This is a genomic window from Thalassovita sp., from assembly GCF_965218685.1.
Classification (GTDB): Bacteria; Pseudomonadota; Alphaproteobacteria; order Rhodobacterales; family Rhodobacteraceae; genus Thalassobius.
In genome coordinates, this window is the sequence record NZ_OZ244657.1 from 3072370 (window position 1) to 3089459 (window position 17090).

Sequence of the window (17090 nt, forward strand, 5' to 3'; positions counted from 1 at the left end):
TAAGAGCCGCGACAGATTTGGAGAGCGACATGCGCACAGCCACGATCACCCGCAAGACCGCCGAGACGGAAATTTCCGTAACGGTGAACCTGGATGGCACCGGGGCCTATGACAACCAGACCGGCGTGGGCTTCTTTGATCACATGCTGGACCAGTTGGCGCGCCACTCGCTGATCGACTTCACCATCCGCGCGCAAGGCGATTATCACATCGATGATCACCACACGGTCGAGGATACCGGCATTGCTCTGGGTCAGGCCCTGGCGCAGGCCTTGGGCGACAAAAAGGGCATTCGGCGCTATGGCGAATGTCACCTGCCCATGGATGACGCCCAGGTACGCTGCGCGCTGGACCTGTCGGCACGTCCTTACCTGATCTGGAACGTGGACTTTGCCGCGCCCAAGATCGGTACGTTTGATACCGAACTGGTGCGCGAGTTTTTCCAGGCCCTCAGCACCCACGGCGGGATCACCCTGCACGTGGACCAGCTGCATGGCTTCAACGCCCACCACGTGGCCGAGGCGGCGTTCAAGGCCGTGGCCCGCGCCCTGCGCATCGCGGTCGAAACCGACCCGCGCAAGGCCGACGCCATCCCCTCGACCAAGGGAGCGCTGTAAATGACCACGGTCATTGTGGACTACGAGAGCGGGAACCTGCACTCGGCCGAGAAGGCATTCCAAAGGATGGCAAATGAAACCGGCGCGGGCGAGGTCATCGTGACCTCGGACCCCGAGGTGATCCGCCGCGCCGATCGCATCGTGCTGCCCGGCGACGGGGCTTTTCCTGCGTGCCGCGAGGCCCTGTTCGACCATCGCGGCGTGTTCGAAGCGATGGAAGAGGTGGTGATCGGTCAGGGCAAACCCTTTCTTGGGATTTGTATCGGCATGCAGATGCTGGCGACCCGCGGGCTGGAATATACCGAAACGCCCGGTTTCGACTGGATCGGTGGGGATGTGGACAAGATTGCGCCGTCAGATGACAGCCTGAAAGTGCCGCATATGGGCTGGAACGACCTGGTGATCGACACGGACCACCCGGTGTTCGACGGGATCGAGACGGGCAATCACGCCTATTTCGTCCACTCGTATCACTTCAAGGTCGCCGATCCTGCGCATCTGCTGGCGCATGTGGATTATGCAGGCAAAATCACCGCCATCGTCGGGCGCGATAACCTGGTCGGGATGCAGTTCCACCCCGAGAAAAGTCAGAAAACCGGCCTGCACATGATCGCGAACTTCCTGAACTGGGCGCCGTAACGCGCGCTAGTTCTGCACTCGTTTCCACGTTTGATTCTGACAAATCGGCCCAATGCAGCCGCTGACGGTCAAGGTGTTCTGTGCAAGGCGCAGCGTGGCCTTGAACGTCCTGTTTCGCAAAGGCAGCCATCCGGTGCCGCTGTACACCGCTTTGTCCAGCGGGCGAACATCCCAAAAGATACGCTTGCCGACATTGGGCGTGGTCACGGGCATGCCGCTTTGGTCAAAAGCCCGGACGATCGTACCGCACAGCGCGTCTCCGCATCGTTCGGCACGCACATGGGCCACCTGCCCTTTTCGGTCGGGCGTGGTCAGCCAGGTGCCGACCAAGGGTTCGGCCCGCAGCGCCGAGGCGCTGGCGATGACCATTATGCATAAGAAAAGGCGCCGCATGACCGTGCCCTCCGGTACTGTCCTACGGCGCCAACCATACCATAAATGATGTGACAGGCGCGTATCACAAATGCGTCGCGGCCTGCCTGTGCGGGCTGATTGCCCTTATTTCACGCGGCTCCAGGTTTGTTTCTTGCAAACCGGGCCGATACAGCCTTTGACATTCAGCGTATTGCCGGACATGTCCATTTTCGAGCTATAGATCTTGTCCTTGGACGGCTGCCAGATCTTGCCATCGCGGTATGCGCCCTTGCCGCGCGGCTCCATATCCCAGACCAACTGTTTACCGATGTTCTTGGATTTGTACTCGCCTTCCGCGTTGAACGTCTGGGAAATCACCCCACAGATTCTTGCACCACAAGGCGCCATGGTCACATGGGCATACGAACCCTCATCCACCTGGGTTTTCCACACACCTTCGACCGGATCGGCCGACGCAGCCCCTGCCATCAAAACCGACGCCACAGCGGCCAAAACCAGAGTTTTCATCAGATATCCTCCCTGAATGTTGGGTTGATCCTGACCCGCACAGGCGATTCCGATCAAGCCTGACATGACGGAAGCCTCGATAAAGCGGCGGAAAGTTGCAATTTCTCGCCGCTCGTGCAAAACCGCGCGCAGCATAGTGACAGAAAGGCCCGGACCATGATCCTCTATCCCGCGATTGACCTGAAGGACGGCAACGCCGTGCGCCTGTACAAAGGCGAGATGGAGAAGGCGACGGTCTTCAACGAAAACCCCGCTGCCCAGGCGCTGGAGTTTGTGAACGCGGGTTGCGAATGGCTGCACCTGGTTGACCTGAACGGCGCCTTTGCTGGGGAGCCGGTGAACGCCAAACCGGTCGAGGAAATCCTGGCCCAAACCAAGGTGCCCGCGCAGCTGGGCGGCGGCATCCGCGACATGGCAACGATTGAACGCTGGCTGTCCAAGGGCCTGCAGCGCGTGATTCTGGGCACTGTGGCCGTTGAAAACCCCGATCTGGTGCACGAAGCCTGCAAGGAATTCCCTGGTCACGTGGCTGTTGGGATCGACGCGCGGAACGGCATGGTCGCCACCAAGGGCTGGGCCGAGGAAACCAACGTCAACGCTACGGATCTGGCCAAATCCTTCGAGGATGCGGGCGTCGCGGCCATCATCTACACCGACATCAACCGTGACGGCGCCATGCAAGGCCCCAACGTGGCCGAAACCGCCGCGCTGGCCAATGCCGTGTCGATCCCGGTGATCGCCAGCGGTGGCGTCTCCTCGCTGGAGGACCTGCGCAACCTGAAATCCTGCGGCGCGCCCCTCAACGGCGCTATCTCTGGCCGCGCACTCTATGACGGCGCCATCGACCTGGGCCAGGCCCTCACCCTGCTCAAATCCTGAAGCGCTCCAGCTTCTTTGCTCGGCAAATACTCTGGGGGTGAATGGCCGCAGGCCAGAGGGGGCAACGCCCCCTCCCATCCCCCATTCGAAAACCGAACCTCCGCATTGCCTCCGCCCCGGAACTGACCTAAACCCAACTCAAACCGCGAAAGAGGCCCGGATGCTGAAAACCCGTATCATCCCCTGCCTGGACGTTGCCGATGGGCGCGTCGTGAAGGGCGTGAACTTTGTTGATCTGGTCGATGCTGGTGATCCCGTGGAATCTGCCAAGGCCTATGACGCCGCCGGCGCGGACGAGATCTGTTTTCTGGACATCCACGCGACCCACGAAAACCGCGGCACCATGTTCGATGTGGTCCAGCGTACGGCTGAACAATGTTATGTCCCGCTGACCGTGGGCGGCGGCGTGCGCACCGTGCAGGACGTGCGCAACCTGCTTTTGGCTGGGGCGGACAAGGTCAGCTTCAATTCGGCCGCCGTGGCCAATCCTGACGTGGTGGCCGAGGCCGCAGACCAGTTCGGCAGCCAGTGCATCGTGGTGGCCATCGACGCCAAGACCGTTGAAACCGACGCCGAGGGAAACGGCATCCGCTGGGAGATTTTCACCCATGGCGGCCGCAAACCCACCGGAATTGACGCTGTGGACTTCGCCAAAACCGTGGTCGCCAAGGGCGCCGGTGAAATCCTGCTCACCTCGATGGATCGCGACGGCACCCGCGCTGGCTTCAACCTGCCCCTGACCCGCGCGATCTCGGATGCGGTCGATGTGCCGGTCATCGCATCGGGCGGGGTCGGCACGCTGGATCACTTGGTCGAAGGCGTCACCAAAGGCGGCGCCTCGGCCGTTCTGGCCGCCTCGATCTTCCATTTTGGCGATTACACCATCCGCGAGGCCAAGGAACACATGGCCGCCGCCGGCATCCCGATGAGGATCGAATGATGACTCTGGAAGAACTCGAACAAATCGTGGCCACCCGCGCTTCGGCCTCGCCCGATGACAGCTGGACCGCCAAGCTGCTGGCCAAAGGCCCCGAAAAAGTGGCCGAGAAATTTGGCGAAGAAGCCATCGAAGCGATCATCGAGGCTGTGAAAGGCGACCGTGACGGCCTGACTTCCGAAGCCGCCGACGTGTTGTTCCACCTGCTGGTGATGCTGCAATCGCGCGACGTAGCCCTGGCCGATGTGAAGGCCGAACTCGCGCGCCGTCAGGGCCAATCAGGCCTGGCCGAAAAAGCCGCGCGTCAGCCTTAAGGCTTTTGCAAATGCGCACCGACTGCGGGACGGCGGGTGGGGCGCATTTGCCGAAGGCAAACAGCGACAACCCCGTCACAGCTTGGACGAGATCACCCCGGTGTTGAACCCACCCATGCGCAGCTCGCCGAACAGGCGCTGATACTCGATTTTGGGGCAACGGTTCATGATCACATCCACGCCCTGCGCGCGCGCCTTGGCCGCGGCCTCGGCATGTTCCACACCGATCTGCATCCAGATGGTCTGCACACCCGGAAAGGCCTCCAAGGCCTCATCCACGATGGGCGGCACTGCCTCGGAGCGGCGGAAAATGTCCACCATGTCCACGCTGCCCTGAATATCGGACAGGCTGGCCACCACCTCCTGGCCAAACAATCGCTTGCCAGCGTGGCCGGGATTGACGGGGATCACTGTATAGCCCTTCAGACCCAGATAGCGCGCCACATAATAGGACGGGCGCACCGGGTTCATAGACACCCCCACCACGGCCACGCGGCGGGTACGTTTCAGAATCGTTTTCAGATGATCGTCTGTATAGGTCTCGCTCATACCCAAGCGTTAGCGTGCCCACGTGCCCATGCAAAGCACTCAGATCGCTATTTTGAACAACGTGACGTCGACGAAGAGCCCATGTTGACTTACAAGCAACCGTCTCAGACATTGATTCCGAATTTGTGGAGAACGCAAACAATGGGTATTCTCAAGGAGTTCGAAATTGACATTCTCCAAAGACTTGCCATTCAAAAGCTTTCATCATTACTGATTGAGCAATTAAGTGACGAAGGCGAATTGGTGGAGCTTTATTTTACAGGAGTTGGGTACTTTCTAACGTTGCGCCACAGCAGTTTACCCGAGGATAGAGTGGTTTTAGACAGACCAATAATCTCAGGAACTGCCGGTGAATTGCAGACCGGGTTTATCGCTTTTGTTGAAAACGGCGAGGTTACATTGGAATGCTATTCTTTTGGTAATGATGCCGTGCCGGGGAATTTTCGAGATCTTGATGTAAGGGTAAACGAATAATCCAACTGAATGGCAGCTAAGTCCCGCAAAGCGTGCCAAACCCAATTACGCCTCTGCAAAAAAACACCCCGGGAAGACCCGGGGTGCAAGTCACGGAACGAGGGACAGTGAATTGAGACGCGGGGGTTCCGACCCCGTGCTCCTGCTCATCTACATAAGACCGCTAAGTCACATTAAAAGAGCTTGTAAAGAAGTCGTGAACATCCCGTAAACGACTAGCCCCTTGCTGCATAAAGCGCCACGGCGGCGGCATTGGACACGTTGAGCGAGCCAAAGCCCCCCGCAAAGTCGATCCGCACCAGGGCATCGCAAGTCTCGCGGGTTTTCTGGCGCAGGCCGGGCCCCTCGGCCCCCAGAACCAGGGCGACAGGGCGATCACGCTTGCCCTCAAGCGCCTCTTCGATGGTCTGATCGGCCTCGCCAGCCAGGCCCAGCACGATATATCCCATCTTTTGCAGGGCCACGATTCCGTCAGACAGGTTGCGGATGCGCAAATATGGCTGGCGCTCCAGCGCACCGCTGGCGGTCTTGGCCAAAGCACCGGTTTCGGGCGCCGAGTGGTGCCGCGTACCGATCACCGCGCAGGCTCCGAACACCTCGGCCGAGCGCAAAATTGCGCCCACGTTATGCGGGTCTGTTACCTTGTCCAAAAGCACCACGCGAGGCGGCAGATCGGGTTTGCCGACGCAGACATCTTCCATCCGGCCCCACTCCAAGGGCTTGACCTCAAGGGCTGCGCCCTGGTGAACCGAGTTGCGATCAAGCGGCACGTTGAACTTGCGCGGGTCCACGATTTCAGGGGTCATGCCACTGACTTCGATGGCATCTGCCAGCTTATCATGCGCGTTTTTCGTCACCACCAGCCGCAGCCGCTGGCGGTTGGGGTTCTGCAGCGCGTCGCGCACCGCATGCAGGCCGAACATCCACACGGTTTCGGCGGCAGATGCCTTTTTCGCCTGCTCTTTTTCGACGACCCATTTGGGCTTTTTCATCGCGCTTACCCCTTGATTTCATGCTGGGGGCGTTAATGCGCCTCCTGTGATGCATCTGCAAGGAATTTTCCTGTTGACGCCCCCGTTCGACGCTTGTAATCACCCCCCCACGTTCTGAGGCAATGCCGCAGACACGGGCGACGGGCTGCAAGGTGCGGCAGCGGACTGTAACTCCGCCGAGGAGACTCATGCCTGGTTCGATTCCAGGGTCGCCCACCACTTTCCCAAAAAACCCAATAAAATCAAAGGTGTGGTGTCCCGCAAAATATCAGAACGGCCCTAAACATATCAATAGGTTAGCAGGAAGGTGTCCCGCAATTTCAGGTAAAGTTCACCCAGCGTTCTCGATTCCTTGATAGCCCCAGGTCACCACATCGAACAGAAACTGCGGCGACACGCGCTGTGGGTTGGGCAGATCAAGCGCAGCGGCGCAAATCTCTGAACAGAACCAGCGCGATTCATCGTGACGGCCAAGGGCCAGTACCTGTGACAGCAAAATGCCCTTATAGTCATACTGCGCGCCAATGCGGGCGCGGACGAACTGGGCAGGCTTGGCAGGATCGATCCGCAGTTCGACCAGATCCCAGCTTTCCGGCTTCAGTAGGATACGTTTGGCGCGGACCCCGCCGTCACGGCCAGATGAAGACAGGCATTGCGCGATGTCGCCATGCAGGGCGGTGCCCGCAATCAATTCGACATGGCTATAGCGTCCACGGGTGGTCAACCGGATGGCCGCATCCTGAAGCCGTTGCCAGCGCGTTTTGCCGCGCCCTTTGTAGAAGGCAAGCGTGATCATTCTACATCACCTGCCGCAGCATCGGCGCGCTGCTGATCGTACCAGTCCGCACAGCGGATTGTGCGGGCGTTCTGGCGAGCCAAGGCTTCATCAGCCTTCAGGACCGCCACATCCAGCCTGTCACCCTGCTGAATGCCACTGCGGGATGTCCGGCGACAATCTGCAGGCAGTTCCGGCCAAACATCAGCCGCGCGAGCTTCTCCTACCGCCTGCGCGGCGGCGTCGATGCGTTCCCGATCAGTTTGACCGCAAGCGGCCAAGAAGACCAGAATCGACAACGCCATCAGGATTGATTTCCGTCTCACGCTCGAACACCTCCAATTCAGCAGCGAAACGCAGGGCTTCGCCCTCTGCCACCTGCACTTTTTCCTGAAGAACCCGGTTGGCCTCTTCTGCCGCTGCCATCCGGCGACGCAGTGTTTCCAATTCGGTCTGGGCTGCAGTCAGTTCAAACTGGCGCACAAAGCCTTCGCGGGCGGCGTTGATGGCCTGCCGTTTGTCATAGACATGCCAGCCCCACAGAAGGGCACACAGGACCACGGCCAGCCCGGCGCGGCTTGACAGCAGCCGACCACCGACGCGAAGGACAATCGCCATCATTCGCCTTCACCCCAACTGGACGCGATGTTGGTCTGGGTGCTGACCCATTCCATGCCATGGGCCAAAGCCAGATTGGCGATGACCATGGGAAAGGCCAGCGACAGGATGGACTGAGTGCCATCCATGGGAATGCCCGAAGCTTCTTTCGCAGCCATCCACCCGAAGGCACCACACCACAGCAGGAACACGGCCCATGCCTGCTCCCGCTTGCCCGATCTGCCGCCAATCATGTAGCGGCCAAAGAATTTCAGCATGTCACGCCTCGTTTGTGGTGGTTTGGACGCCCGCCGCACTCACCTGCAGGCGCTTGCCGGACAGCGGGAAGTCATTGGGCCAACGCGCGGTCAGCAGCCGCGACTTGGCGATGCGCGATACCGTCACCGCGTTCGACTGATTGCCGCCCAGACAGTGGAAATGGGTGGCGTCTTCGCCGTGATAGAAGCCCACATGACCTTTCCAGCCGGACTTGCTGCCACGCCAGAAGGTCAGGATCGCCCCGAATTGCGGGTTACAGTGCTGACCGAACTTGCCCCAGTTGCGCGCGCCAAGCGGATTTTCAGGGATGTCGATGCCGGGTTTCCACTGACGGAAACAGGTGGCCACGAATGCACCGCACCACGGCACGTCGCGTGGATCGATCCAACTGACCGACTTGTCGAACCAGCCGCGCAACTGGCCAAGGTCACGGGCCTCATGCAGCCCCCGGACACGCGCTGCTTCTGCCATCCAAGGCAGATCGGCGGGCTTGCCACCCTTTTGGACCTGTGACCCCATCAGGGCTTCATAGGTCAGTGGCCCAATATAGGGGCGCGGGCGCAAGCCCACGCTGCGCTTGAACGCAACAACAGCGGCATCGGTTTTGGGGCCACGCACCCCATCAATCGGACCCGGATCAAAGCCAAGGTCTTGCAGCCGTTTCTGGACGGCGAACCAATCAATCGTCATGGCAATCCCCATGAAAAAAGCCCGCACGGGTGGCGGGCCGGTTAAGGTCAGGTGTTCGGGTTGATCAGTGATTTGGCGGCGGCGAATAGAGCCATGCCAGACGGGTGGCGACAGCCCCAAGGGTCAGGGCCAACACCATGCGCGCTGCCAGTTCCGCATAGGGCACCAGCCATTGCAGATCTGCGAAGTTGTGAACCAGCATGGAGGCCAGAACGGCCATGGCCAAAAGACTGTAGCCCGTGGCGATGGACCGCTTGAACGGCTCACGCCCGCCCGAATTCTGATGCGCCAGCCACCAACAGATGATGACCAGCACCGATGACACGATGTTGTCAGCAACCAAAAGGAAGTTCATTTCTTCACCATCAGTCTGTCTTGCATGGCCTTCACGGCCAATTCACCGCCAGACCCCATCAGGAAGCCTGCGGCCAGATAGGACAACAGCCCCGCGCCCGTCATCGCGTCGATGACATGGGCCAGCACACCGCCCAGAAAGATCGCGGACAGCGCACCACTGATGCCCTGCACCACGCGGCGCTTCCATTGTTCTTCCGGGGCCAGCACCGCGCGGAAGAACGCCCCACCGATGCCAGAGAAGGCCAGCAAGGCCATTTGCTCTTTCATGTTGGCAAACAGCGCCGCCAAACTTGTCTGATCTTCCATTGTCCCGCTCATCTCCATTCAGTGGGTGGTTCGCTTCACCGCCGGGGTATTTTGTTATGTGACCGCCCGGCCCGGTTTTGGCTCAGCCCAAAAGAGCGTATTGCCTGCGCGTCAGGACGCGGCCTGCCACTCGGCAATGGCGGTCTGCACCTGCGCGCCAAGTGCCGTGAACACCGCGTCCAGCGCGGCAGAAACATCCGCAACAGGCACAGTGTCATCGGTTGCCTGAGTGATCGACGCGCGCGCTTTGGCCCGCAGCTTGGACGCCAAACCGATCAGCATGGCGAACCCATCGGCCTTGGCCACGATGGTTGCAGCCAGCGTGGCAACCTCTTCGCCGCGCCCTTCGGCTTCCAGCGCCAACATGGCTTGCTGGCCGGGCGTTGCTGCATCAGCAAGCACGGCCCGCGCAGCCTCTTCCTTGGTCTTCCATGTGTCGCGCTCTTCAATCGTCGCGTCGCCTGTCAGGTGACGCATGAAGGCTGCATGTTCCTGATCGACCCGTTGAAGCGCCGTGGTGCGTAGCTGGGCATGGGTTGGCACCGGATCGGCCAGACCGGCCATAGCCTCATTGAACAAAGCGATTGCATCGGCCTCTGACGATGCACCAGACACCGTCATTTCGAACGGGGCGCTGTCTTCCTTGGTCTCAGAGACGGTCCATTGACCGGCGAATTCGGTGGGTTTGGCTGTGATTGTCATGGGGCTATCCTTAGAGGAAAGTGGCGTTGAAGGTTTTTGTGCTGCCAGACCGGTTTTCGATCTTGATGGCATTGGCAACCGCTGCCACCAGAACGCGGCCAGCGGTTCCAGACGTTCCAGTCGGGTCAACCGTGTGGGTCACATCGACATCCAAGCCTGTGGTGGTGAACCCGCCCGACATTTCCGCGACAAGCGAATTGCCGACATCGAAATAGATGAAAGCAGATGTCCGTTGTTGCGGATAATCCGATGCGCCACCATCTGTCAGCAGTAAGAACCCGCCCTTACGGGGCGGGGTGATGGTGGCAACGCCGTCATTGGCAACAGCAATCATCCCGCCACCGATGGCGCTGCCGTTCAGGCGCAGTTCGGGAAGCTGGCCGATCAGATCACTGCTCAACACAGATGACCAACCCGACCATCCCCCTGCGCTGTCGTTCATATAGCGATGATAGATCGGGCCGGAATGGCTGAACGCAATCTGGATGTGCCGCCCGGCGCTCTCGATCCCTCCCAAACGGCACAAATGCAGGGCAAGGCCGGTTGAAGAGGGCGCACCGACAGTATCCGACAAGTAGCGCCAGAAGCCGCTTTTGCGCAGCGCGTCCAGACTGTTGGTGCCCGTCGCGTTTTCCACCGTCAAGGCGGTTCCATCATCCAGCAGCAGGTTCGCGGCCCCGGCCTTCAGAACCTTGGCCGCAGCGTCCGCCCCGTTCGTTTGCACCCCGGTGCCGGAAATCCCACTGGACGCGAACGTCAGAACATCATTGCCGCCTGCAACGAGCGCGCCTTTGTTGGACGATACCCGGCGGACGCCCGTATCTGTGTCAGATTCAAACCGAACCCCCGGCACAGCGGCACTGCCATCCGGAAACTTTCCTTCGCCCACGCCGTCAATCATTCCTTGGAAATCAGCGCTGATCCCCTGAAACGCGGTGGCCAGATCACCGGCCAGCGACATGGTCGGGAAACATTCGTATTGCTGCCCGGACGCGCTGGACCCCAGATAGGGCTTGGTCAACGTCAGAGTGTCGTTATCGACCACATCCGCGATGCCAATGGTGCGCCCGTCCGGGCCAATGAACATCCAGCCCGCCTGCAAGGCCCCGAACCATGCGGTTCCGCTGCCCTGCACCGTGGTGGACCCATTTGTGACTGTGACCGTCCCGGTCGAATAAAGTGCCATTCTTTGTCCTCTCTTCAGGTTTCTTCAGGCCGAACCGGCCAGTTGATGTTGGATGGAAAGCCGGGTTGCGACGGCAGATCGCGCAAGGCTTGGCGATAGGCTGCCCATGCGGCAGTGTTGACCGGTGCGTCTGGAGCCTGCGTCCAGTCACAAGCGGAAAGAAGTTGATCGCGCGTAAGGCGGGCGCTGCGGGCCTGTTCCTCTGCATCGTTGTCCAGATCGACAGGAACAATTTTCCCATCAAGAAGGGCACATGGGACCGACATGACCAATTCGGCCTGTGCTTCAGACAGCCCATGGCATGCCTGCCCCTCTGCGCATTGCTGTTGCGCTTGCACAGCCGATCCAGACACGACCTTATCGACCGTGCCGTCACCGTTCACGATTGCGAACATCGTCCTACCTTTTGAACTGGGTTGCGCTGACGTAGAGGCGGAAGAAGCGACAATTCGCGTCGTAACCGCCAGTTAGGGAAGGATCGATCTTCGACGCCGTGACCTTGTAAATGGTCTGACCCGACCCCGTGTTGAAATCGACTGTGCTGAATGTTGCCAAGGTTTGGCGACCGCCGATGCTGCTACCAGCAGCATAGTATCGAATTTGCTGCCATGTGTTTCCGCCATCGGTGCTTCGATGCACTTGAAGTGCGGGGACAGCATTGCCCCAAGCGTCGAAATTGCATGAAAAATGAATATCGGTTGAATACCCACTAATCCGTTCCAATGTGACTGAAATCAAATCGACCTGCGCTGTGGACGTAACGTCGATAAGGTTTGGCCAAGGGTTGCTAAACGCGCGAACCGTGCCAGTGACAGCATTGCCTGCGATTTCCAACGTGCCAATTGAGGCGCGCCGGATGGTTGCGTCCTGCATATAGACCCCGGCGGGCACCAGAACGCCATCGACATTGGTGTCGGACGTATAGACCACGAAAGGCGAGACCGGATTGTCACCCGGCCCGACGATGGCGAACTTGTCAGCCAGAAACGCCGCCTCAGAGACCGCCGCGCCCGCATCATCCAGTTGCGACCGCAGCACCAGCCCGGAAATGTGCCCGTTGTTGTCCAACTGGATGGTGTGTTCCAACTCCATCCCATTGATGGACTGCGAATGCTGATTGATGGTTGCGGTGTGCCCACCCACCGTGGTCGAAAGCGATGTGATCTGCCCTGCCTGTGAAGTGATGTCACCTTCCGCATCGGTCACGCGCGTGGTCAGGCCGCTGATCGCCGTGGCATTGCCGGTGATGTCACCTTCCGCATCGGTCAACTGCGATGACAGGTTGGTCAACTGCTGCGCTTGGGACGTGATGTCGCCTTCCGCATCGGTGACGCGGGCATCCAGTTGGGTCAGCGCTGTGGCATTGCCGCTGATGTCGCCTTCAGCTGTTCCGATCCGGGCATCCAGTTGGGTCAAGTCCTGACCATGCGAAGACAGAACGCCCTCTGCATCCGTCACCCGCGTGGAAAGCCCGGAAATGGCCGTCGCATTGCCGGACACATCGGTTTCCGCGTCCGTGACCCGCGATGACAAGTCGGTCAATTGCTGCGATTGCGCTGTCAGATCGCCTTCGGCATCCGTGACCCGTGTTGTCAGGCCACTGATGGCGAATGCGTTGGCCGCAGCATCATCCGTCGCCCCCTCAACATCCAACTGGACCTGATGCAGCGCACGGGCATTCGCTGACCCACTGTCAGCCTCGACCCGGTTCAATTCCGTGATGGCCGCTTCGCTGTTCCCGGCGCGCGCTTCCAAAGCGGTGATACTTGTGGCAAGCGCCCCATCCGCATCGGCCCGCGCGGTGCGCTCGATCCCGATCAGGGCCGAGTTGCCGTCAATCACTGCGCCCAAGGATTGGTTCAGTTCCGCGATGGCTTCGCGGTCTTCATCCACCAAGGCGCGCATGTCTTGGGTCGCGTAGGCCAAATCTTCGCGCAGGGCATCACGGTTGCGATAGATGTCCAGCAGCGCCTCAAGATTGGCCGCATCCGCCGCCGCAACGCTATCGGTCAGATAGCGCACATCCGCCACAGTCTGGGTGATGGCCGGACCGTCCAGCGTGGTCAGTTGCACCTCTGCCGTGGACAGGCGGGTTTCCACATCAGTGAATTCCGTATTGTCCACCTTCAGGGTGATCGCCTGTTCCAGCCCATCAATATCGACCTCAGCAGTTGATAGGCGCGCGTCCAGTCCCTGCACCACGGTGGTGTCAGCCTTCAGCGTGATCGATCCTTCCAGCGCATTGATGTCGGCTTCCGCCGTGGACACCCGCAGGTTGAGGTTCTCAAAGGCGGTGAAATCGACCTCATTCAGTTGTGCCGCTGCCAGCATGCCTTCAACATCGGAATAGGTCGCGCGCAGGGTTATGGCTGCGGCCTGCGCATCCACCTTGATTTCCGCTTCCGAGACGCGCGCACCCAGATCATCGCGCACCGATTCCACTGCCGAAATCCGCACCAGACCATCGTCAGGGTCCACATAGACACCCGCATCACGGATCAGGCTATCGGTCTGGGACTGATGCAACAGCGCCCAAAGGACATGATCGCTGATCTGCGCCAACGCCGTGTCCAGACTGCGCTGACCCACTTCGACCAGTTCAAGATCATAGTCGATAGCGGTGATTTCGGCTTCGATTTCCGGGATAGCCTGCCGGATCGGGTCCACCACGGTCGCATCGAAGGTGTTGATCGACCCATCCACCAATGCCGGGAAGCTGGCCACAATCGGATCAATCACATCCGTCTGAAAATCACCCAGCAAGCTGTTGGTGATGCCGGTCGCGTCTTCAGCAATGGCGGTCCAGACTTCCGGGGCAAGGCCGTCCGGCCCAACGGGGTCTGGCAGCACTGCAATCCAGTCGCTGTAATCGCCCGCCAAACCGGCCCAATTGCGTTCGCGCACCTTGTAGCGCGAATATGGATCACCGGGCGGCACAACGCGCACAAGGTTTGGCGCTGTGACATCTGCGATATGAACCAGCGCCGGGTCGGCGGACGTGGCCGCGTAAATCTCAAAGAACCGGAAATCCGGCGCGGCGCTGGCTGGTCCCGCCAACAGCACGGCACCGGGGCGCGGCGTTCCAACCCATGCATCCGGCGCGGGCGGATGCGGGTGAACGTCATCGACCTGAAGGGTGGCGACAGAGAATGGGGACTTCTCTCCCAGAATGCTGACAGCGCGGACGCGGACGCGATATTCGCCAAGCGCATCGCTACGCGGGATAATCTCAAAACTGGCTTCCGCCGTCTCTCCTACCTTTCGCCATGGCGCATCCGGCTCTTTGATATGAACGATATAATTGGTCACCAACGGGCTTAGCGACGATGACCAGCTTGCCAAAATGCGCAGCTTGGACAGCGACCCCGGATCAGGACGAACAAAGGCTTGGGCGGTCAACCCTTCAGGGGGCGACAGTGGATCATTGGCCGGGATGATGAACGGGGCATCGTCGCTGGTGAAAATACCCTGTTCTACGCGCGCATATTTATCGGCATCGTCTTCCAGCGCCACGATGTTGAACAGATGCTTTTCGGGCGTGTTCGACACCACACGAAACAGCCGCGGCTCCATATCGGTCGCGCTCAATACAAAGACAGCACCCGGCATCACATTGACAGGCAGCGCGGACACCAGCCCAAGGTCAGTGATACCGTCGCCCGGATCGGTGTCCACATTGACGGTCAGGTATTCCCCGACATCGGTTGCAATCAGCAGCTGATAGCTTTCGCCCGCCTCGATCGACACCGGCGCATCCAGCGTGACGGAAAGCCTGTCGCCAGCCACACCAGTGATGCGTCCACCGACACGGAACCCAATGCGGTGCTTGTCCGAAATCAGAAGCTTGTCGCCAGGCCGAATGGCCGCGTGATCAAAACCCGCCTGATAGCTGACGGTTTCCTGACTGGTCAGGTTGGTGTCCACGATCCACTTGGCGGTGCGCAGCGCTTCGCCCCGGCTGGATGTGAAGGCCAATGTGGTGTCGATCTGTCGCCGTCCATAGCGCTGGATGGCATCGTGATCTTCGAAGACCAACCCCGCCTTGACCTTGAAATGATCATCGGGGTGCCGGTAGCTGGCCACCACAGCCGTCTTGCGCGCGCTCAGGCCCGTGCCCGCATAGTTGAATGCGCCGTCGACAACATTGGCATTGGTTACAATTTTGACCGGGTCCGCAGGCGCGTCCTGCACCGGCACAACAGCACCAGCGCCCCAATAGGTCACACCACGGAACGCCGCAGACAGCTGAGTGATGACCTGATAGGCCGCTTCGCGGGTGTTCATCACCCCATTCATGGTGAAACGCGGTTCCATGCCATCCTGACCATCGGGAACCAGTTCATCGCAATATTTGCCGATCTGATAGATGCGCCACTTGTCGACCAGTTCAGGCGCTATGCGTTCACCCAATCCCCACCGGTCTTCGATCAGAACGGTGTAGGTCAGGAAAGCGGGGTTGCTGGTGAAGGCACGGATGAAAGTGCCATCCCAGATGGTGCTTTCATCATAGGTGCGCGCGACCGGGTCATAATTGCTGGGCACCCAGCATTTGACGCCCTTTAAGCGATAGGAACGGCGCGGAACGCGGCCACCGAACGCCGATGCGGGGACGGCAAGCGCCACATAGGCAGTGTCGGGATAGCGCAGCTTGGCGTCGATCACTTCCGTGTAGGAAATGAAATACAGATCATCTTGGATGTTGCTGCTGTCGGAATCCTCAGTGATCCGGCGCACCCGGATTGAGACAGGCCGCACTTCAGGCAATTCGACCCTGTAAGCGCGTTGATAGCCGGACGTGGTCTTACCATTGATGGTGTGGGTACCGACTGCTTCCCAACCACCGGCACCGGCCTGCATTTCGATGGCGAAATCAACGGTGGCTTCGGTCAGATCACCGTTTTCGGTGTTCAGCGTGGACAGTGAAGCCACACCCACCTTGACCCGCACTGCGTCCACATCCGTTGCTGTGATGCTACGCGCCACAGGCTGCTGCTGCTCCACAACGACGCTGACACCGACTTCATTTTCGACAGCACTGAAGCCGGGCACCGGCTCTTGATCAGGTGTCCCAGTGCGCAGCCAATATTCAACGCCCTCGAAGTTGAATGACCCATCGGCGTTTTGCAGCGGCGTGTCATCGAAATAGATGCAGGTGCCGGGGTTGTCCGCATCTGCCCAGCCTTCGATTTCCCCTTCGGACACCACATCAATCAGATAGGCGGTGGAATCCGTCAGAAGGTTGTCCGGGGCCTCATAGGGGGTGCGGCTCGATCCACCGCCCTTGCCACCCTTGCGACCGGAAACGGGTTTGATGTCATCAAGCATCGGTGGCGCGGTCCTCTACATGGATGGCGGCAGAAACGACCACCGACCCGACTTCGCATTCGCCCACGATGACTGGCACCGCGACACCGGGCGTGGTCACGTTTGTGGCGCTGCTGAACAGTTCAGATTGTGGCTGGTCGCGGTTCTCATAGTCAGACGCCCGCTGCGGGGCCAGCATCTGCGACACGCCGCCCAGCACCATAGCCACACCGGCTTGCGCGACGATGCCGGAAATGGCTGTGCCTGCGATGGCCCAGCCACCGGGAATGACGAATGACGCGGCAATCAGAAGACCGCCCAGAATGATCTTGCCCAGACCTTGCCGCTTGGCACCAGCAGCGCGCGGCACGATATGCAGTTCGGTTTCTGCATCCGCAAACCGCGCATGCAGTTCCTGCGGGTCCAGATCGATCCCGGCGCGCCTCGATCCCCGAAACACCTGATAGTAGCGTTCGGTGACGTGCGCTTCGAAACCCTTCAGCATGGTGCAAAGCGCGCGCACCGCCTCTGCTGGCGTGTCGACAGCAAGCTGGATTTCGCGCCCGAACCGTTTGCCAAGCGCGCCGTGAAGATGAATTGTGCGGATCATG

22 protein-coding genes and 1 tRNA gene are annotated in these 17090 nt (G+C 60.0%); 7 read left to right on the forward strand and 16 right to left on the reverse strand.

Going from position 1 to position 17090, the window contains the following annotated elements; translation table 11 throughout:
• Positions 1–29 precede the first annotated feature (29 nt).
• Together hisB and hisH are read left to right on the forward strand one after the other, a co-directional pair.
• Complete coding sequence (gene hisB, locus ACOQOQ_RS15120; RefSeq protein WP_420567816.1) at positions 30–617, forward strand: imidazoleglycerol-phosphate dehydratase HisB; 588 nt, start codon at positions 30–32, stop codon at positions 615–617.
• Positions 618–1256: an imidazole glycerol phosphate synthase subunit HisH gene (gene hisH, locus ACOQOQ_RS15125; RefSeq protein WP_420567817.1), complete on the forward strand. Its 639-nt coding sequence runs from the start codon at positions 618–620 to the stop codon at positions 1254–1256.
• Positions 1257–1262: 6 nt separating this feature from the next.
• On the opposite strand, the gene ACOQOQ_RS15130 is transcribed toward hisH, so the two are convergent.
• Together ACOQOQ_RS15130 and ACOQOQ_RS15135 are read right to left on the reverse strand one after the other, a co-directional pair.
• On the reverse strand, positions 1263–1649 hold the full coding sequence (locus ACOQOQ_RS15130; RefSeq protein ID WP_420567818.1) for a DUF2147 domain-containing protein: 387 nt from the start codon (positions 1647–1649) through the stop codon (positions 1263–1265).
• A gap of 105 nt (positions 1650–1754) precedes the next feature.
• Positions 1755–2138: a DUF2147 domain-containing protein gene (locus tag ACOQOQ_RS15135; RefSeq protein ID WP_420567819.1), complete on the reverse strand. Its 384-nt coding sequence runs from the start codon at positions 2136–2138 to the stop codon at positions 1755–1757.
• Between the two features lie 156 nt (positions 2139–2294).
• On the opposite strand from ACOQOQ_RS15135, the gene hisA reads away from it, so the two are divergent.
• From hisA to ACOQOQ_RS15150, 3 genes are all read left to right on the forward strand, one after another.
• Positions 2295–3017 carry a 1-(5-phosphoribosyl)-5-[(5-phosphoribosylamino)methylideneamino]imidazole-4-carboxamide isomerase gene (gene hisA / locus ACOQOQ_RS15140; protein ID WP_420567820.1) on the forward strand — a complete coding sequence of 241 codons (723 nt, stop codon included), beginning with the start codon at positions 2295–2297 and terminating at the stop codon, positions 3015–3017.
• A gap of 160 nt (positions 3018–3177) precedes the next feature.
• Positions 3178–3957 (forward strand): imidazole glycerol phosphate synthase subunit HisF, encoded by a 780-nt coding sequence (gene hisF / locus ACOQOQ_RS15145; protein WP_420567821.1) that lies wholly within the window; start codon positions 3178–3180, stop codon positions 3955–3957.
• Positions 3957–4268, forward strand: coding sequence for a phosphoribosyl-ATP diphosphatase (locus ACOQOQ_RS15150; RefSeq protein ID WP_420569782.1), 312 nt, complete (start codon positions 3957–3959; stop codon positions 4266–4268). Before hisF ends, ACOQOQ_RS15150 begins: the two co-directional genes overlap by 1 nt.
• A gap of 75 nt (positions 4269–4343) precedes the next feature.
• On the opposite strand, the gene ACOQOQ_RS15155 is transcribed toward ACOQOQ_RS15150, so the two are convergent.
• Positions 4344–4817: a CoA-binding protein gene (locus ACOQOQ_RS15155; RefSeq protein ID WP_420567822.1), complete on the reverse strand. Its 474-nt coding sequence runs from the start codon at positions 4815–4817 to the stop codon at positions 4344–4346.
• 141 nt (positions 4818–4958) lie between these two features.
• Between ACOQOQ_RS15155 and ACOQOQ_RS15160 the strand changes: the two genes are divergently transcribed.
• Entirely contained in the window at positions 4959–5291 is a 333-nt protein-coding gene (locus tag ACOQOQ_RS15160; protein ID WP_420567823.1) for a hypothetical protein, read from the forward strand.
• A gap of 215 nt (positions 5292–5506) precedes the next feature.
• Here the strand turns inward: ACOQOQ_RS15160 and rlmB are convergent, their stop codons facing one another.
• On the reverse strand, positions 5507–6283 hold the full coding sequence (rlmB, locus tag ACOQOQ_RS15165; protein ID WP_420567824.1) for a 23S rRNA (guanosine(2251)-2'-O)-methyltransferase RlmB: 777 nt from the start codon (positions 6281–6283) through the stop codon (positions 5507–5509).
• 135 nt (positions 6284–6418) lie between these two features.
• On the opposite strand from rlmB, the gene ACOQOQ_RS15170 reads away from it, so the two are divergent.
• Positions 6419–6502 (forward strand) — tRNA-Tyr (locus tag ACOQOQ_RS15170).
• A 112-nt stretch (positions 6503–6614) separates the two neighbouring features.
• On the opposite strand, the gene ACOQOQ_RS15175 is transcribed toward ACOQOQ_RS15170, so the two are convergent.
• The 12 genes from ACOQOQ_RS15175 to ACOQOQ_RS15230 all read right to left on the reverse strand — a co-directional run bounded on the left by ACOQOQ_RS15175 (position 6615) and on the right by ACOQOQ_RS15230 (position 17089).
• Entirely contained in the window at positions 6615–7079 is a 465-nt protein-coding gene (locus ACOQOQ_RS15175; protein ID WP_420567825.1) for a hypothetical protein, read from the reverse strand.
• Positions 7076–7363: a hypothetical protein gene (locus tag ACOQOQ_RS15180; RefSeq protein ID WP_420567826.1), complete on the reverse strand. Its 288-nt coding sequence runs from the start codon at positions 7361–7363 to the stop codon at positions 7076–7078. Before ACOQOQ_RS15180 ends, ACOQOQ_RS15175 begins: the two co-directional genes overlap by 4 nt.
• Positions 7317–7679, reverse strand: coding sequence for a hypothetical protein (locus ACOQOQ_RS15185; protein WP_420567827.1), 363 nt, complete (start codon positions 7677–7679; stop codon positions 7317–7319). Before ACOQOQ_RS15185 ends, ACOQOQ_RS15180 begins: the two co-directional genes overlap by 47 nt.
• Positions 7676–7933: a hypothetical protein gene (locus ACOQOQ_RS15190; RefSeq protein ID WP_420567828.1), complete on the reverse strand. Its 258-nt coding sequence runs from the start codon at positions 7931–7933 to the stop codon at positions 7676–7678. Before ACOQOQ_RS15190 ends, ACOQOQ_RS15185 begins: the two co-directional genes overlap by 4 nt.
• A 1-nt stretch (position 7934) precedes the next feature.
• Complete coding sequence (locus ACOQOQ_RS15195) at positions 7935–8624, reverse strand: TIGR02594 family protein (protein WP_420567829.1); 690 nt, start codon at positions 8622–8624, stop codon at positions 7935–7937.
• 64 nt (positions 8625–8688) lie between these two features.
• On the reverse strand, positions 8689–8979 hold the full coding sequence (locus tag ACOQOQ_RS15200) for a hypothetical protein (protein WP_420567830.1): 291 nt from the start codon (positions 8977–8979) through the stop codon (positions 8689–8691).
• Positions 8976–9287, reverse strand: a complete 312-nt coding sequence (locus tag ACOQOQ_RS15205; protein ID WP_420567831.1) for a hypothetical protein — start codon at positions 9285–9287, stop codon at positions 8976–8978. Before ACOQOQ_RS15205 ends, ACOQOQ_RS15200 begins: the two co-directional genes overlap by 4 nt.
• A gap of 111 nt (positions 9288–9398) precedes the next feature.
• On the reverse strand, positions 9399–9989 hold the full coding sequence (locus ACOQOQ_RS15210) for a hypothetical protein (RefSeq protein WP_420567832.1): 591 nt from the start codon (positions 9987–9989) through the stop codon (positions 9399–9401).
• Positions 9990–9999: 10 nt separating this feature from the next.
• Positions 10000–11175 carry a hypothetical protein gene (locus tag ACOQOQ_RS15215; RefSeq protein WP_420567833.1) on the reverse strand — a complete coding sequence of 392 codons (1176 nt, stop codon included), beginning with the start codon at positions 11173–11175 and terminating at the stop codon, positions 10000–10002.
• Positions 11176–11189: 14 nt separating this feature from the next.
• Entirely contained in the window at positions 11190–11570 is a 381-nt protein-coding gene (locus ACOQOQ_RS15220; RefSeq protein WP_420567834.1) for a tail fiber assembly protein, read from the reverse strand.
• Between the two features lie 4 nt (positions 11571–11574).
• Entirely contained in the window at positions 11575–16500 is a 4926-nt protein-coding gene (gpJ, locus tag ACOQOQ_RS15225; RefSeq protein WP_420567835.1) for a TipJ family phage tail tip protein, read from the reverse strand.
• Positions 16493–17089, reverse strand: coding sequence for a tail assembly protein (locus tag ACOQOQ_RS15230; RefSeq protein WP_420567836.1), 597 nt, complete (start codon positions 17087–17089; stop codon positions 16493–16495). Before ACOQOQ_RS15230 ends, gpJ begins: the two co-directional genes overlap by 8 nt.
• Position 17090 lies beyond the last annotated feature (1 nt).

Bases quoted from the DNA above. Each gene is read 5' to 3' on its own strand.
- ACOQOQ_RS15195 (WP_420567829.1), bottom strand. From the start codon at position 8,624: ATGACGATTGATTGGTTCGCCGTCCAGAAACGGCTGCAAGACCTTGGC.
- ACOQOQ_RS15190 (WP_420567828.1), bottom strand. From the start codon at position 7,933: ATGCTGAAATTCTTTGGCCGCTACATGATTGGCGGCAGATCGGGCAAG.
- ACOQOQ_RS15185 (WP_420567827.1), bottom strand. From the start codon at position 7,679: ATGATGGCGATTGTCCTTCGCGTCGGTGGTCGGCTGCTGTCAAGCCGC.
- hisA (WP_420567820.1), top strand. From the start codon at position 2,295: ATGATCCTCTATCCCGCGATTGACCTGAAGGACGGCAACGCCGTGCGC.
- hisB (WP_420567816.1), top strand. From the start codon at position 30: ATGCGCACAGCCACGATCACCCGCAAGACCGCCGAGACGGAAATTTCC.
- ACOQOQ_RS15135 (WP_420567819.1), bottom strand. From the start codon at position 2,138: ATGAAAACTCTGGTTTTGGCCGCTGTGGCGTCGGTTTTGATGGCAGGG.
- ACOQOQ_RS15160 (WP_420567823.1), top strand. From the start codon at position 4,959: ATGGGTATTCTCAAGGAGTTCGAAATTGACATTCTCCAAAGACTTGCC.
- ACOQOQ_RS15200 (WP_420567830.1), bottom strand. From the start codon at position 8,979: ATGAACTTCCTTTTGGTTGCTGACAACATCGTGTCATCGGTGCTGGTC.
- ACOQOQ_RS15150 (WP_420569782.1), top strand. From the start codon at position 3,957: ATGACTCTGGAAGAACTCGAACAAATCGTGGCCACCCGCGCTTCGGCC.
- ACOQOQ_RS15220 (WP_420567834.1), bottom strand. From the start codon at position 11,570: ATGTTCGCAATCGTGAACGGTGACGGCACGGTCGATAAGGTCGTGTCT.
- hisH (WP_420567817.1), top strand. From the start codon at position 618: ATGACCACGGTCATTGTGGACTACGAGAGCGGGAACCTGCACTCGGCC.
- gpJ (WP_420567835.1), bottom strand. From the start codon at position 16,500: ATGCTTGATGACATCAAACCCGTTTCCGGTCGCAAGGGTGGCAAGGGC.
- ACOQOQ_RS15215 (WP_420567833.1), bottom strand. From the start codon at position 11,175: ATGGCACTTTATTCGACCGGGACGGTCACAGTCACAAATGGGTCCACC.
- rlmB (WP_420567824.1), bottom strand. From the start codon at position 6,283: ATGAAAAAGCCCAAATGGGTCGTCGAAAAAGAGCAGGCGAAAAAGGCA.
- ACOQOQ_RS15205 (WP_420567831.1), bottom strand. From the start codon at position 9,287: ATGGAAGATCAGACAAGTTTGGCGGCGCTGTTTGCCAACATGAAAGAG.
- ACOQOQ_RS15210 (WP_420567832.1), bottom strand. From the start codon at position 9,989: ATGACAATCACAGCCAAACCCACCGAATTCGCCGGTCAATGGACCGTC.
- ACOQOQ_RS15175 (WP_420567825.1), bottom strand. From the start codon at position 7,079: ATGATCACGCTTGCCTTCTACAAAGGGCGCGGCAAAACGCGCTGGCAA.
- hisF (WP_420567821.1), top strand. From the start codon at position 3,178: ATGCTGAAAACCCGTATCATCCCCTGCCTGGACGTTGCCGATGGGCGC.
- ACOQOQ_RS15180 (WP_420567826.1), bottom strand. From the start codon at position 7,363: ATGGCGTTGTCGATTCTGGTCTTCTTGGCCGCTTGCGGTCAAACTGAT.
- ACOQOQ_RS15230 (WP_420567836.1), bottom strand. From the start codon at position 17,089: ATGATCCGCACAATTCATCTTCACGGCGCGCTTGGCAAACGGTTCGGG.
- ACOQOQ_RS15155 (WP_420567822.1), bottom strand. From the start codon at position 4,817: ATGAGCGAGACCTATACAGACGATCATCTGAAAACGATTCTGAAACGT.
- ACOQOQ_RS15130 (WP_420567818.1), bottom strand. From the start codon at position 1,649: ATGCGGCGCCTTTTCTTATGCATAATGGTCATCGCCAGCGCCTCGGCG.